The organism is Chromohalobacter canadensis (assembly GCF_029544075.1).
Taxonomy (GTDB): Bacteria; Pseudomonadota; Gammaproteobacteria; order Pseudomonadales; family Halomonadaceae; genus Chromohalobacter; species Chromohalobacter canadensis_A.
In genome coordinates this window covers 15,001-28,892 of record NZ_JAJQJH010000015.1, presented here as the reverse complement: position 1 = coordinate 28,892, position 13,892 = coordinate 15,001, and the positions used below count along the sequence as shown (strand labels likewise).

At 60.8% G+C, this 13,892-nt stretch carries 10 protein-coding genes; 5 read left to right on the top strand and 5 right to left on the bottom strand.

The window, feature by feature from the left end:
- Positions 1–160 precede the first annotated feature (160 nt).
- Positions 161–1,009 carry a pirin family protein gene (locus tag LUN51_RS14965; protein ID WP_277811868.1) on the bottom strand — a complete coding sequence of 283 codons (849 nt, stop codon included), beginning with the start codon at positions 1,007–1,009 and terminating at the stop codon, positions 161–163.
- 93 nt (positions 1,010–1,102) lie between these two features.
- On the opposite strand from LUN51_RS14965, the gene LUN51_RS14960 reads away from it, so the two are divergent.
- Both LUN51_RS14960 and LUN51_RS14955 read left to right on the top strand, forming a co-directional pair.
- Positions 1,103–2,017, top strand: coding sequence for a LysR family transcriptional regulator (locus tag LUN51_RS14960; RefSeq protein WP_277811867.1), 915 nt, complete (start codon positions 1,103–1,105; stop codon positions 2,015–2,017).
- A 115-nt stretch (positions 2,018–2,132) separates the two neighbouring features.
- Entirely contained in the window at positions 2,133–3,134 is a 1,002-nt protein-coding gene (locus tag LUN51_RS14955) for a glutathione S-transferase family protein (protein WP_277811866.1), read from the top strand.
- A 9-nt stretch (positions 3,135–3,143) separates the two neighbouring features.
- On the opposite strand, the gene LUN51_RS14950 is transcribed toward LUN51_RS14955, so the two are convergent.
- Positions 3,144–3,602: a YaiI/YqxD family protein gene (locus tag LUN51_RS14950; RefSeq protein WP_277811865.1), complete on the bottom strand. Its 459-nt coding sequence runs from the start codon at positions 3,600–3,602 to the stop codon at positions 3,144–3,146.
- Positions 3,603–3,997: 395 nt separating this feature from the next.
- Between LUN51_RS14950 and LUN51_RS14945 the strand changes: the two genes are divergently transcribed.
- Positions 3,998–5,707 (top strand): DEAD/DEAH box helicase, encoded by a 1,710-nt coding sequence (locus LUN51_RS14945; RefSeq protein WP_277811864.1) that lies wholly within the window; start codon positions 3,998–4,000, stop codon positions 5,705–5,707.
- Between the two features lie 141 nt (positions 5,708–5,848).
- Here the strand turns inward: LUN51_RS14945 and LUN51_RS14940 are convergent, their stop codons facing one another.
- Entirely contained in the window at positions 5,849–7,426 is a 1,578-nt protein-coding gene (locus LUN51_RS14940) for an aldehyde dehydrogenase (NADP(+)) (RefSeq protein WP_277811863.1), read from the bottom strand.
- A gap of 207 nt (positions 7,427–7,633) precedes the next feature.
- Complete coding sequence (locus LUN51_RS14935) at positions 7,634–8,803, bottom strand: fumarylacetoacetate hydrolase family protein (protein ID WP_277811862.1); 1,170 nt, start codon at positions 8,801–8,803, stop codon at positions 7,634–7,636.
- Positions 8,804–9,172: 369 nt separating this feature from the next.
- On the opposite strand from LUN51_RS14935, the gene LUN51_RS14930 reads away from it, so the two are divergent.
- Both LUN51_RS14930 and LUN51_RS14925 read left to right on the top strand, forming a co-directional pair.
- Positions 9,173–10,918 carry an IlvD/Edd family dehydratase gene (locus LUN51_RS14930; RefSeq protein ID WP_277811861.1) on the top strand — a complete coding sequence of 582 codons (1,746 nt, stop codon included), beginning with the start codon at positions 9,173–9,175 and terminating at the stop codon, positions 10,916–10,918.
- A 186-nt stretch (positions 10,919–11,104) separates the two neighbouring features.
- Positions 11,105–12,913: an IlvD/Edd family dehydratase gene (locus LUN51_RS14925; protein ID WP_277811860.1), complete on the top strand. Its 1,809-nt coding sequence runs from the start codon at positions 11,105–11,107 to the stop codon at positions 12,911–12,913.
- A gap of 114 nt (positions 12,914–13,027) precedes the next feature.
- On the opposite strand, the gene LUN51_RS14920 is transcribed toward LUN51_RS14925, so the two are convergent.
- On the bottom strand, positions 13,028–13,843 hold the full coding sequence (locus LUN51_RS14920) for a FadR/GntR family transcriptional regulator (RefSeq protein ID WP_277811859.1): 816 nt from the start codon (positions 13,841–13,843) through the stop codon (positions 13,028–13,030).
- Positions 13,844–13,892 lie beyond the last annotated feature (49 nt).

Below are 13,892 nucleotides of genomic sequence, written 5' to 3'. Positions count from 1 at the left end.
AAATAGATAAAAGGCGCTGAAACGATAACTCATGCTAAATGAAATGCCTATCCTGTTCATGCATACAGCGATGGCAAGCCGATGGTATCGGCTTGCCTATAACGTGGCTATGTTGGCAGTCCCTTACCGGTGCCACGCGATGTACCGTAGCGACATGATTTTAGTCGGTCAAGCTGCCGTCACGGTAGGCCTGCATGGCGGCCTCGAGCTCGCTGCGTGAGTTCATCACGAAAGGCCCGTAGTGGGCGATAGGCTCGCGGTGCGGTGTGCCACGCAAGAGCAGGGCGCCGGCTTTGCCGTCCGCTTCTAACGTGAGTGCGTCGCCCGCCTCGAGCACTGCGAGATGACCAGCATTTACCGTTTGATTGCCAATCTTCACTGTTCCTAGATAGGCATATACTAGCAGGGTCTCGTCACTGAGTTGCGTAAGCGACAAGGTTCCCGACTCGAGCCGCACATCGGCGATGCCGGCACCGCCAGCCAAGGCATCGAGGGGGCCATCGATAACGGACGTGGTGCTGTGCCAGCGGCCGCCGAGTGCGATCAAGCGGCCTCCCTGTCCCTCAAGGTGAGGCATTTCCTGCGCGCGGATATCGCGGTAAGTGGCCGTGCTCAGCTTGTCGCGTGCGGGTAGGTTGATCCACAACTGAAAGGCGTGAAGCCCTTGACTGTCAGTCAATGGCATCTCGGAGTGGATCATACCGCGCCCAGTGTGCATCCATTGCGCATCACCGGCATGGATGGTGCTGCTGTGGCCGAGGTGATCCTCGTGTGTCAGCCCCCCGTTAATGACATACGTGAGTGTCTGCATGCCCCGGTGTGGATGCGGTGGGAAGCCCCCGATATAGTCATTGGGCTGATCGGACCCCAGTTCGTCGAGCATGAGAAAGGGATCGAGTCCACCCTCGAAGTCGTGCAGGCGTTTGATCTTGACGCCATCGCCGTCTTGGCTTGGATGGCTGGATCGTATGTGCTTGATCTGGCGAGTAGTCTGCATCGCATGTGTCATGGTGAATCCTCTTGATAACGATACCTGGCATTTTAGTTCGTTTTTTTCGAAAATTAATCGCATATTTTTGCTTATAATCTTCGAGGAAATCGAATGGGAAATGTCACGTTGACGCAATGGCGCATGCTTGCCGCTGTGGTCGATCATGGCGGGTTCGCGCGTGCCGCCGAGGCCGTGCACAAGAGTCCTTCCACGCTCAACCATGCGGTTCACAAGCTTGAAGAGCAGTTGGGTGTTCGGGTTCTGGAGCCTGTGGGCCGTCAGGTACGTTTGACCGAAGCGGGAGACATGCTGCTACGTCGTGCTCGGCAATTGCTGGAAAGCGCCGAAGCCCTGGAGGATGTCGCCGGGCGCCTGGGCGAGGGGCTCGAAGCCGAGGTGGTAATCGCCATCGATCAGATCTTTCCATCGGATGCCTTGGCGCATGCGTTGGACAATGTCTCGAACCTTTACCCTCATGTTCGTGTGCAATTGCATGAAACCGTACTCAATGGCGGTGTCGAGATGCTCTACGATGGACGTGCCGACCTGGTGGTGTCCGGCATTGCGGCCCAGGGTTTCCTCGGCGAGCCATTGGTCAACGTGGAGTTCTTGGCTGTCTCGCATCCTGCGCATCCCTTGCAGCATCTGGGACGTGAGCTCGACCTGCGCGATCTAGAGCAGCATCGTCAATTGGTGGTGCGAGATTCGGCGCTACGTCAGTCGATGGATGCCGGATGGCTCAAGGCTGAGCAGCGCTGGACCTTGAGTCACCTGGTGACATCGGTCGATATGCTGTGCCGCGGATTGGGGTTCGCCTGGATGCCGACGACCCGTATTCGTGAGGCATTGCGCATGGGAACGCTTGTCCCCTTGCCCTTGGCGCTCGGGGGGCGTCGCGAAGCGCCGATGCAGCTGATCTTTCGCGACCGGGATCGTGCAGGGCCGGCCACACGGGCGCTGGCGGCGGCCCTGCACGAAGCCGTGACCGATTGCTGCGATGAGCATTCGATAGAAGCGAACGGTTAGGCCGCTTTAATACGCTTGAGCGTCGAATCAATCATTCTATGCTGAGCGGCATCGAGGGTGGCCAAGCACCGGCCATCCGTTCAATAAGCGTCAGGATCGGTGTAGGAGTAAAGGTATGGGACTGTTGATCGAAGGCCGCTGGCACGACCAGTGGTACGACACCAAGAAGCATGGCGGCGAGTTCGTGCGCGAGTCGGCGCAGTTGCGCGACTGGGTCACGGCGGACGGCGCGCCGGGACCGCAAGGGCAACCGGGGCTGGTCGCCGAGCCGGGGCGTTTTCATCTTTATGTGTCGCTGGCCTGCCCGTGGGCGCATCGCACACTGATCATGCGCAAGCTCAAGGGGCTGGAGGACATGATCGGCGTGTCGCATACCAGTCCGTTGATGCTGAAGCAGGGTTGGTCCTATGCCATCGATGAAGGCTCGAGTGGTGATCCGCTCAATGGGGTCGATTACCATCACCAGTTGTATACGATGACCGAGGCGCATTATACCGGGCGCGTGACGGTGCCGGCGCTCTGGGACAAGCGTGAAGGACGTATCGTCAATAACGAGTCCGCCGACTTGGTGCGCATGCTGGGCGGAGCATTCGATGACTTGACCGGCAACCGGCTGGATCTTTACCCGACGGATCTTCGCGAGACCATCGATGCTGTCAACGCCGATGTCTACGATCACATCAACAATGGTGTTTACAAGGCCGGCTTCGCCACGCAGCAGGCGGTCTACGAGAAACACGTCACGGCATTGTTCGACGCACTCGAGCGGCTAGAGTCACGGCTCGCCACGCAGCGTTATCTTGCTGGCGAGTGGCTAACCGAGGCGGACATCCGGCTGTTTACCACTTTGATTCGCTTCGACGCCGTCTATCACGGACACTTCAAGTGCAATCTCCAGCGTATCGAAGACTATCCCAATCTGTCGCATTACCTGCGCGAGATCTACCAATGGCCAGGCATTGCCGAGACGGTGGATTTCGATCACATCAAGCGTCATTACTATTATAGCCATGACACCATCAACCCGACGCGCATCGTTCCTAAGGGGCCGGCACTGGCGCTGGAACGTCCCCACGACCGCGAGCGGTTGCCGGGGCGGGGCATTCGTGGCGCTTAAGTCGATGTATCAGCGTCGTTGCTGGGCACGTGTCAGCCAGCGATCGAGCGCATTGGCGAAGGTGCGCCGTTCGACGTCGCCATAGGGTTTGGGGCCACCGGTATGCTCGCCGCTGGCGCGCAGGGTTTCCATGAAGTCACGCATCTGTACCTGGGCACGAATGCTGTCGCGGGTTAGCGCTTCGCCACGATTGGTGATGACCTCGGCCTCGCGCGCCAACGCGGCCTCCGCCAGAGGCAAGTCGGCGGTGACGACCAGGTCGCCCGGTGACACTCGGTCGACGATCGCGTCGTCGGCGGCATCGAAGCCGCCAGGGACGGCCAGCGCGCTGACCCAGGCCGAGGGCGGCAAGGGCAAACGGTGGTTGGCGACGAAGCGTGTTGGAGTTTGGGTGCGCTCGGCGGCACGCACGATGACTTCGCGGGCATGACGCGGACACGCGTCGGCGTCGATCCACAACGTCGGCATGGGAAGACTTCCTCGATAAGCTAATCAGGCTTGATGAACGAATAAGTTTGGGCAAAGCCATTGGTCAATGGTAGTATGCCACTTCCTCGCATGTGTTGACCCCTCCATCCTGTATTCGTCCCTGTGCGATGTGCCTTCCACCCAGCGTGGATAGAGCCTAAAGGACGTTTCTGCGCAAGGCGCATTGCCCGCTCGCTTCGAGCCGGCCGTGAGAGCGCTTGCCGCATCGATGGCGCGCCACGACGCGTAAGGTCGCCACAGCTGCCGCGTATGCGGCAGGACGCAGGTGCTGCGACCGGCGCCTTTTGTTTCGATGCCCCAGGCCGAGCGGCCGATGGGCAATGAAGGCGCCTTGAATTTTTCCGCCGGTTCGCTCCGGCTATCCAAGGTGTGACATGACCACGACTCCCGCTGCCTCGCCGACTTTCGCCGAGCTTTCGCTGCCGTCTGTTCTTCTTTCTACGCTCGAATCATTGGGATATGAGACGCCCTCACTGATTCAGTCTAAAACCATTCCCGCGCTGCTTGAAGGGCGCGATGTGCTGGGCCAGGCCCAGACCGGTACGGGCAAGACCGCTGCCTTCGCCTTGCCGCTGTTGTCGCGTCTTGACCTCAAGCGTCGCGAGCCGCAAGTGCTGGTGCTTGCGCCGACACGTGAGCTGGCCCAGCAGGTTGCCGCTTCTTTCGTCCAGTATGGCCGTGATCTCAAGGGGCTTGAGGTTCTCAGCCTATGTGGTGGCCAAGAGTATCGCGAACAGCTCAGCGGATTGCGCCGTGGCGCCCAGGTCATCGTGGGCACGCCGGGACGCGTGATCGACCACCTCAACCGTGGCAGCCTCAAACTCGACGGCCTCAATGCGTTGGTGCTCGATGAAGCCGACGAAATGCTGCGCATGGGCTTCATCGATGACGTCAAGCGTGTGGTGTCCGATACGCCGAAAGAGGCGCAGCGCGTATTCTTCTCCGCGACCTTGCCCGCTGAAATCTCGCGTATCGTCAATCATTACCTGGTCGATCCGCTCAGGATCATGATCGAGACCAAGACCAAGACGGCCGAAGGCATCGAGCAGCGCTTGGTTCGTATCGAAGGTGGCGCCAAGCTGGAGGCGCTCTCGCGCTTGCTCGAGGTTGAACCGGTGGATGCCGCCATCGCATTCGTGCGTACACGTGCTGCTTGCACCACGCTGGTCGAGCAATTGTTGGCGCGCGGCGTGAACGCGGCGGCATTGTCCGGTGACCTGGATCAAAGCCTGCGCGAGCGGACCGTCGATCGTCTCAAGCGTGGCAAGGTCGATGTCCTCATTGCCACCGATGTCGCCGCGCGCGGTCTCGACGTGCCGCGTATCACCCACGTTTTCAACTACGACCTGCCGCAAGATGGCGAAGCGTATACCCACCGCATCGGGCGGACGGGGCGCGCTGGACGCAAGGGCGTGGCGATCACCTTCGCCGGTGGCCGCGAGCAGCGCCGTGTACGTGACATGGAACGTGTAACTGGCCAACCGATGCAGGAAGTCGAGTTGCCCGATGAGTCTGTCATTCGTGCTCATCGCGACAAGCTGTTCCGTGAGCGTGTGCTGAAGACGCTTGAGCAAGGCACCGACTATCAGCGTGAGCTGATCGAAGGCTTGGCCGACGACGGTTATGATCCCGTGGACCTGGCGTGTGCAATGGCCAGCATGGCGCGTTCTGGCGAGGCTCCCATCGGTCGTTTGCCGAAGCCGGGTGAACGTCGCCCCGCCCGTCAGGGTGGTGGTCGCGACGAAAAACCCAACCGCCGTGACCGTGGGCCGAGCGCAGGCATGACGCGTTACCGCGTATCGGTGGGCCACAAGGATGGTGTCAAGCCCGGCCAATTGGTGGGTGCCTTGGCCAACGAAGGCGGCATCGACGGTGGCAAGATCGGCCGTATCGACATCCGCAACGCCTTCTCCGTGGTCGAATTGCCGAGTACGCTGCCGACCGCCGTGCTGTCGCGCATCGGTCAGGCGCGTGTCGCTGGCCGTCCGCTGGAGATTGCCGAGGATCACGGCTCGACGGAGCGTGCCCCGCGGCGTCAACGTGAAGACGGCGACGCTCCCCAGAAGAATCGTTCGCAGGCGTGATCTAGCCGCTAACGGCTCATGTGTGCCGCTCGTCACCTGACGAGCGGTCATTAAAAACGCCCCATGGCAATCTGCTGCCATGGGGCGTTTGCGTTTGATGGCCCATGTCCCGGAGGACTCAGACGTATCAGGAGAGGAAGTTTACCCCTCGCGCTTGCCATCGACGAGCCGCTTCAGGCCGAAGCTGTTCGCTTCCTTGAGTGCCTCGGGAAGCAGCGCATCAGAAAGGTTCTGATAGCACACCGGACGCAGGAAGCGGTAGATCGCGGCACTGCCCACGGAGGTGGTGCGTGAATCGGTCGTGGCCGGGAAGGGACCGCCATGAACCATGGCATGGCAAACCTCTACACCGGTCGGCCAGCCATTGGCCATGATGCGTCCCGCCTTGCGTTCCAGTGTGGGCAGCAGACTTGCGACGGTGTCGGTGTCGCCCTCGTCCATCTGCAAGGTGGCGGTCAACTGGCCTTCCAGCGCTTCGGCCACACGCTTCATCTCGTCCATGTCGCTGCAGATCACGACCAGAGAAGTGGCACCAAAGACTTCTTCCTGCAGCGATTCATCGGCCAGCACATCGGCGCCTTGCGTGGTGAAGAGGCCAGCCTGGCACTGGTTCTCGCCTTCGCCGGTCAGACCGCGACCGACTTCGTTCACCTTGGCGTTGCCCGCCAGCTTGGCGACGCTTTGCTCGTAGGCTGAATGAATCCCAGGCGTCAGCATGGTATTCGCCGGCGTTTCCTTGAGCGCCTTGCCTGCTTCCTCGATGAAGTTATCCAGTGCCGGGCTCTTGAGACCGATGACCAGGCCAGGGTTAGTGCAGAACTGGCCCGCCCCCATGGAAAGAGATCCGACGAAGGCTTGGGCGAGGTCGGTGCCGCGTGCCTCAAGCGCTTTGGGCATCAAGAATACGGGGTTGATGCTGCTCATCTCGGCATAGACCGGGATTGGCTCGGGGCGCGATTGCGCGGCTTGTTGCAGCGCCAGGCCACCCTTGCGGGAGCCGGTGAAACCGACTGCCTTGATGTTGGGATGCTTGACCAGCGAGGTACCTACTTCGTAACCGGCATCGAAGAGCATGGAGAACACGCCTTCAGGCATGTTGCACTTCTTGGCGGCGGTTTGGATGGCACGTGCCACCAGCTCAGAGGTGCCGGGGTGCGCCGAGTGTGCCTTGACGATCACCGGGCAGCCCGATGCCAATGCGGACGCAGTGTCACCGCCGGCCACGGAGAAGGCTAGCGGGAAGTTGCTGGCGCCGAAGACCGCGACCGGTCCCAGCGGGATGTGACGCTGGCGCAAGTCGGGGCGCGGCATCGGAGTGCGCTCGGGCAGTGCCGGATCGACGCGTACGTCGAGCCATTCACCGGCACGCACCACATTGGCGAAGAGACGCAGTTGGTTGCAGGTACGTCCACGCTCGCCTTCGAGGCGTGCGACCGGGAGGCCACTTTCGCTCATGGCACGTTCGATCAGGCCACCGCCCAAGTGTTCGATTTCCTCGGCGATGGTTTCCAGAAACTTGGCCCGTTCCTCCAGTGAGGTTTCTCGATACGCATCGAAGGCGTCCCAGGCGAGCTGACAGGCGCGCTCGACCTGCTTGCTATCGGCGCTGGGAAACTCGGGCGGCAGAGTCTCACCATTAGCGGGATCGACCGCCTGGAAACTAGTGCCGGGGCCGGCTGCGATGTCTTGTCCGATGATCTGTTTGCCTTCCAATATCATGCTTGCCTCCTGGCATTGATGGGCATATATGAGACATGGCGACGCTGAGTGCTAGAGTCAAGGGGCGTTAAGCCGCACCGATGTTGCGGCATACCCCCGTGGCGTCGCGTGCGCCTCCCATGTCATCGAGAGTACTGTTTTGAGTGAATGTCATGGCCAGGCGCAAAGCTTCAGTGGCAGGCCATGTTGGTGTTGAAAAGCCGACCGTCAAGCGCCGGGACGCTGTCGTACGAGATAATTCAGCAGAGCGCCGCTACCGAACTGCCAGGGCCGAATGCGGTCGCTGGTGTCGACGCGATTGACCAGCGCCCCTAGTGTGGGGGTGGCGATGGTCACCACGTCTTCGAGGTGGTGAGTGAAACCGCTGCCTTGGGTATCACGATCTTGGGTTGGGGCGAATAATGTCCCCAAGAACAGCATGAAGCCGTCTGGATACTGGTGATGTGTCCCCAGTGTTTGGCCGACGAGGTCGAGCGGGTCGCGACTGATCTGGTTCATCGAGCTCACCGCGTCTAGGTGAAAGCCATCTTCGCCACGGACATCCAGAGTCACCTCTAGAGCGCGGACACTGTCGATATCGAAGTCGTCATCGAAAAGGCGTACGAAGGGGCCGATGGCGCAAGAGGCGTTGTTGTCCTTGGCCTTGCCCAGCAACAGGGCACTCCGCCCCTCGACATCGCGCAGGTTGACGTCGTTGCCGAGCGTGGCGCCACGTACCTGGCCGCGCGAGTCCACCGCCAGCACGACTTCAGGCTCGGGATTGTTCCACTTCGAGGCCGGGTGAATGCCAACCCGGTGCCCTAAGCCCACCGCCGACATGGGCTGTGATTTGGTGAACACTTCGGCGTCGGGGCCGATGCCGACTTCCAGGTATTGCGACCAGACGTCGAGCTCAACCAGCTTGGCCTTGAGGGCCTCAGCCTCGGCGGAGCCCGGCGTCAACCGGGAGAGGTCGTCGCCGATCAACGAGGTGACGGTCTCGCGCAATGTCGCGGCCTTCTGGCTATCGCCGCGCGCCTGCTCCTCGATCACCCGCTCCAGCATCGATGACGCGAACGTCACCCCGCAAGCTTTGATTGCCTGCAGATCGCAGGGGGCCAGAAGATGCCAGGTAGCGGGGTCGCCCTCGGCATCGAGCGAGGCCTCAAGGCAATCGCTGACCGCGAGAAGCGGGGCATCCGGCGCTTGGGCGATGCGTGTTGGTAGATCGTCGAATTCCAGCAGGGCACTGAACGTGGGGGCCAGCGCACTGATATCGTGCAGCATGCCGTCACGCACGGTGACCAGGCGGGGACCTTGCGCATCGGGGTCCCATATGCGGCCGATCAAGTTGTTATTGCCGGCATCTTGGGGAAGAAACGGGTGAAATTCATTCATGGGCGCGCCCTTGGATTCGTCGCATCAGGCGGTAAATGTTGAACATAGTGCTTACATGTTCAACATAGACTTTGGTATACCCGCTGCAATCTACCCCAGGCGGTCGGGCTGCTGGTATAGGGGGCGATCGACGCTTTCCTCTTGCTGTCCATTGGTGGAAAACGCATTTTAATCAGCATCTTGAAGCCTCGTTTCGGCACTGTACCTAGATCTCGATGTCGGTTTTTGAAGGGGGTGAAAAAAGCCCGATAAAATTTTTGATATTTTTTTTTATATCAAAGCAGGTCTTTTTTGACATTATTCGGTTATTGAAGGGGGCGTTTATGGTGTTGGCAACGCTAATGCGAACGCCATGAGAAGGAGCCCCCGATGAGTCAGTCCCCTCGCCGACTGCGCAGTGCCGAGTGGTTTGGTACTGCCGATAAGAACGGCTTCATGTATCGCAGCTGGATGAAGAACCAGGGCATTCCCGACCATGAATTCCAGGGCAAGCCGATCATCGGCATCTGCAACACCTGGTCAGAGCTCACGCCCTGCAACGCGCATTTCCGCAAGCTCGCCGAACATGTCAAGAAAGGGGTGCTCGAAGCCGGCGGTTATCCGGTCGAGTTTCCGGTGTTCTCCAACGGTGAATCCAACCTGCGGCCCACCGCGATGTTCACCCGCAATCTGGCGAGCATGGATGTCGAGGAGGCGATTCGTGGCAACCCGCTCGATGCCGTGATTCTGCTGGTCGGCTGCGACAAGACCACGCCGGCGCTACTGATGGGCGCGGCAAGCTGCGATATTCCCACCCTCGTGGTCACTGGCGGCCCGATGCTCAACGGCAAGCATGAGGGCAAGGACATCGGCTCGGGCACCGTGGTGTGGAAACTCTCCGAGGAAGTGAAAGCTGGCAAGATATCGCTGCACGATTTCATGGCCGCCGAGGCGGGCATGTCGCGCTCCGCTGGTACCTGCAACACCATGGGTACCGCCTCGACCATGGCCTGCATGGCCGAATCGCTGGGCACCTCGTTGCCCCACAACGCGGCCATTCCAGCGGTCGATTCGCGCCGCTACGTGCTGGCCCACCTCTCCGGCAACCGTATCGTCGAGATGGTCCATGAGGATCTCAAACTCTCCAAGGTGCTGACCAAGCAGGCCTTCGAGAACGCTATTCGCACTAACGCGGCCATCGGTGGTTCGACCAATGCGGTCATTCACTTGCAAGCCATTGCCGGGCGCATCGGTGTCGACCTGACACTGGATGACTGGACGCGTATCGGGCGTGGCACGCCGACCATCGTCGACCTGCAGCCCTCGGGCCGCTATCTGATGGAAGAGTTCTACTATGCCGGCGGCTTGCCAGCCGTGTTGCGGCGCCTTGGCGAGGCCGACCGGTTGCCGCACAAGGATGCCTTGACCATCAACGGCAAGACGTTATGGGAGAACGTCCAGGACGCGCCACTTTACAACGACGCCGTGATTCGTCCTCTCGATACGCCGCTTCGTGAGGACGGCGGGATGTGCGTGATGCGTGGCAATCTTGCGCCCAATGGCGCTGTCCTCAAGCCTTCCGCGGCGACGCCGGAATTGATGACGCACCGCGGCCGTGCCGTGGTCTTCGAGAATTTCGATGACTATAAGGCGCGCATCAACGATCCCGATCTCGATGTCACCGCCGACGACATTCTGGTGATGAAGAACTGCGGGCCGCGCGGTTATCATGGCATGGCCGAGGTCGGCAATATGGGACTGCCGTCCAAGCTGCTCGAGCAGGGTGTCACCGACATGGTGCGGATCTCCGATGCGCGCATGAGCGGCACGGCGTATGGCACCGTGGTACTGCACGTGGCGCCGGAAGCCGCGGCGGGCGGGCCGCTGGCCGCGGTTCGCAATGGCGATTTGATTGCCCTCGATGCCTATGCCGGCACGTTGCATCTGGAGGTCGACGATGCCGAGCTTGCTGCACGCCTGGCTGAGGCGGACCCCACCGCCGAGTCGACGCGCATCGCCAGTACCGGCGGATACCGCCAGCTTTACATCGAGCACGTGCTCCAGGCAGATCAAGGCTGCGACTTCGACTTCTTGGTCGGCTGTCGTGGTGCAGAGGTACCGCGGCACTCGCACTGAGGGCTTGGACTAACGAAAAAGAGCGTACGCAAAACGAGAAGGCGGCCATCGGGCCGCCTTCTTGCGTTGGGGTGTTGCTCGGCGTGTGTCAGCGAAAGATCTACGCCTATCGGAGTATGTTGAACATACTCGCAATATGTTTGACTTACATAGGAGCCGATTGTTCTTTCGAGAGGAGATAACCCGATGTCCGCCGACAATCGCCGCATGACCCCCGACCAGTTGCGCTCGCGCTGGTGGTTCGACAACCCCGAGCATCCGGGGACCACTGCGCTATGCATCGAGCGCTACATGAATTACGGCCTGACGCTGGAAGAACTCAAGAGCGGCAAGCCGATCATCGGCATCGCGCAGTCGGGCTCCGACTTGACGCCTTGCAATCGTCACCACATCGACCTGGTGAAACGCGTCAAGGATGGTATCCGCGCCGCCGGAGGCGTGCCGTTTGAGTTTCCCTTGCACCCCATCCATGAAAACGTGCGTCGGCCGACGGCAGCGCTGGATCGCAACCTCGCGTACCTGGGGCTGGTGGAAGTTCTGCATGGTTATCCGCTCGACGGCGTGGTACTGACCACCGGCTGCGACAAGACCACGCCCGCGTGCCTGATGGCGGCGGCGACGGTAAATATTCCGGCGATCGTGCTCTCCGGTGGGCCTATGCTCAATGGCTGGCGCGGCACCCAGGAGCGCGTAGGCTCGGGCACGATCATCTGGGAGCTGCGTAAGCGCTTGGCGGCGGGGGATATCGGCTACGAGGAATTCCTGTCTCGCGCCACCGATTCGGCGCCTTCCGTCGGCCACTGCAATACCATGGGTACCGCCTCGACGATGAATTCCATGGCCGAGGCGTTGGGCATGAGCCTGCCCGGTTCGGCGATGATCCCGGCGCCTTACAAGGAGCGCTCGATGGTCGCTTACCAGACCGGGACGCGCATCGTCGACATGGTTTGGGAAGACCTGCGTCCGCTGGATATTATTACCCGCGAGGCGTGCGAAAATGCCATCGTGGTGTGTTCGGCGCTGGGCGGTTCTTCCAATGCGCCGGTGCATATCAACGCCATCGCCCGTCACGCGGGGATCGAGCTGACCAACGACGATTGGCAGCGCCTCGGGCACGAGATTCCGCTGCTCGCCAACGTGATGCCGGCGGGGATCTATCTTTCCGAGGAGTTCCACCGGGCCGGCGGCGTGCCTGCGGTGCTCAGCGAGTTGATCAAGGCTGGGCGTCTGCATGGCGATGTGCCGACGGTCAACGGCAAGACGCTGACGGAGAATACTGCCGGGCGTGAAACCCTGGACGACGATATCATTCGCCGCTACGACAATCCGTTAGTGGAAGAGGCCGGCTTCATCAATCTCAAGGGCAACCTGTTCGATTCGGCGTTGATGAAGACCAGCGTGATCGCCAGCGATTTCCGGCAGCGTTTCCTGAGTCAGGCCGATGATCTGGACGCCTTCGAAGGCAAGGTAGCGGTCTTCGACGGCTCCGAGGATTATCATGCGCGCATCGACGATCCGTCGCTCGAGATCGACGAGAAAACTATCCTTATCATGCGCGGTGCCGGGCCGATCGGTCATCCGGGCAGTGCCGAGGTCGTCAACATGCAGCCGCCTGAGGCGTTGATACGCCAAGGCATCGAATCGCTGCCGTGCATCGGTGACGGTCGTCAGTCGGGAACCTCGGGCTCGCCCTCGATCCTCAATGCGGCACCTGAAGCTGCCGTGGGCGGCGGCTTGGCGCTATTGGAAACGGGGGATCGAATTCGTATCGATCTCAAGCGCGGCGAAGCCAATCTGCTGGTCGATGACGCCGAGTTGTCACGGCGTCGCCAGGCGCTGGAGTCGCGTGGCGGTTATATTTACCCGGTGGACCAGACGCCTTGGCAGGAAATTCAGCGCGGCATGGTCGAGCAGCTCGACCGTGGCATGACGCTGGGCCCTGCCACCAAGTACCGCGACGTCGCGCGTAAGAGCCCACCCCGTGATAATCACTGAGTATTCAGCACCCAGCCTCACCACTGAGCATTCAGCTACCGAAACGGGCGTCGCCATGCGACGCTCGTTTCGCGTTGCAGGAGCTTGAGTCGAGAGAATGGAACTTGATGCGTGTCAGGTTTCGGATAACAGCTCGGCGCTATGCCCAAGTGGCGTTTCGGGAATCTCCAGCCCCAAGGCGCTGGCAGTACCGGCAAGCACGGCCTGCGAGGCGAGAAAGGCATCGCGTGGTCGGCGTGCGCGAATGCTTTCCATCAGCAATCGATGGCGCTCCAGACTCTCTGCCGGGTCGCTGGCGCTAACGTTCGAGGTCTCGATCAACAGCAATATCGAGGGGCGCAGGATATGCGAGAGCTGTGACCAGACGATGTTGTGCGTGGCCTTGAAGATCGCCACATGGAAGGCGATGTCATAATCACTATGCAGGCGACCGTCACGGTTGGAAGCGGGGTCGTCGAGGTCACTGCCCATACCGTTGAAGGCCTCCTCGATGGCGACCAGGTCATGCGCCGTTGCATGCTTGGCGGCGGTCATGGCGACATAGGGCTCCACGTCCAGGCGAAAGGCCAGGATCTCGCGCTGCACACCGGGATTGGGCGCCGCGTAGCGCGTCATCCATTCGGTGACTTGAGCATCGAGAATGTTCCACTCTGGGTACTCACGTACCTTCGACCCGTGCCCTGAGATGCGTTCGATGATCCCGGCATCGACCAACTGGCGCAGGTCGCTGCGCACCGCCGAGCGATTGAGGGCGAAGCGCTCGCACAGATCGACTTCGCGCGGCACGAAATCTCCCGGCTGATACTCGCCGGAGAAGATCTCCTGTGCCAGCGCCTCAGCGATACTAGGGCGTTTTCGGGATTGGGGTTGTTTGCTCTTCACGTGACATCGTTCCGAATCATTTCGGCTACGCTGGCATATGTCGAACATTTCGACAAGGCGCCGATGGTAGAGGTCCTCTTGCAGAAGATGTCGCGAT

Coding starts and splice junctions, on each gene's coding strand:
- LUN51_RS14955 (WP_277811866.1), top strand. CDS start 2,133: ATGGGACTGTTGATCGAAGGCCGCTGGCACGACCAGTGGTACGACACC.
- LUN51_RS14935 (WP_277811862.1), bottom strand. CDS start 8,803: ATGAATGAATTTCACCCGTTTCTTCCCCAAGATGCCGGCAATAACAAC.
- LUN51_RS14965 (WP_277811868.1), bottom strand. CDS start 1,009: ATGACACATGCGATGCAGACTACTCGCCAGATCAAGCACATACGATCC.
- LUN51_RS14930 (WP_277811861.1), top strand. CDS start 9,173: ATGAGTCAGTCCCCTCGCCGACTGCGCAGTGCCGAGTGGTTTGGTACT.
- LUN51_RS14945 (WP_277811864.1), top strand. CDS start 3,998: ATGACCACGACTCCCGCTGCCTCGCCGACTTTCGCCGAGCTTTCGCTG.
- LUN51_RS14960 (WP_277811867.1), top strand. CDS start 1,103: ATGGGAAATGTCACGTTGACGCAATGGCGCATGCTTGCCGCTGTGGTC.
- LUN51_RS14925 (WP_277811860.1), top strand. CDS start 11,105: ATGTCCGCCGACAATCGCCGCATGACCCCCGACCAGTTGCGCTCGCGC.
- LUN51_RS14950 (WP_277811865.1), bottom strand. CDS start 3,602: ATGCCGACGTTGTGGATCGACGCCGACGCGTGTCCGCGTCATGCCCGC.
- LUN51_RS14940 (WP_277811863.1), bottom strand. CDS start 7,426: ATGATATTGGAAGGCAAACAGATCATCGGACAAGACATCGCAGCCGGC.
- LUN51_RS14920 (WP_277811859.1), bottom strand. CDS start 13,843: ATGTTCGACATATGCCAGCGTAGCCGAAATGATTCGGAACGATGTCAC.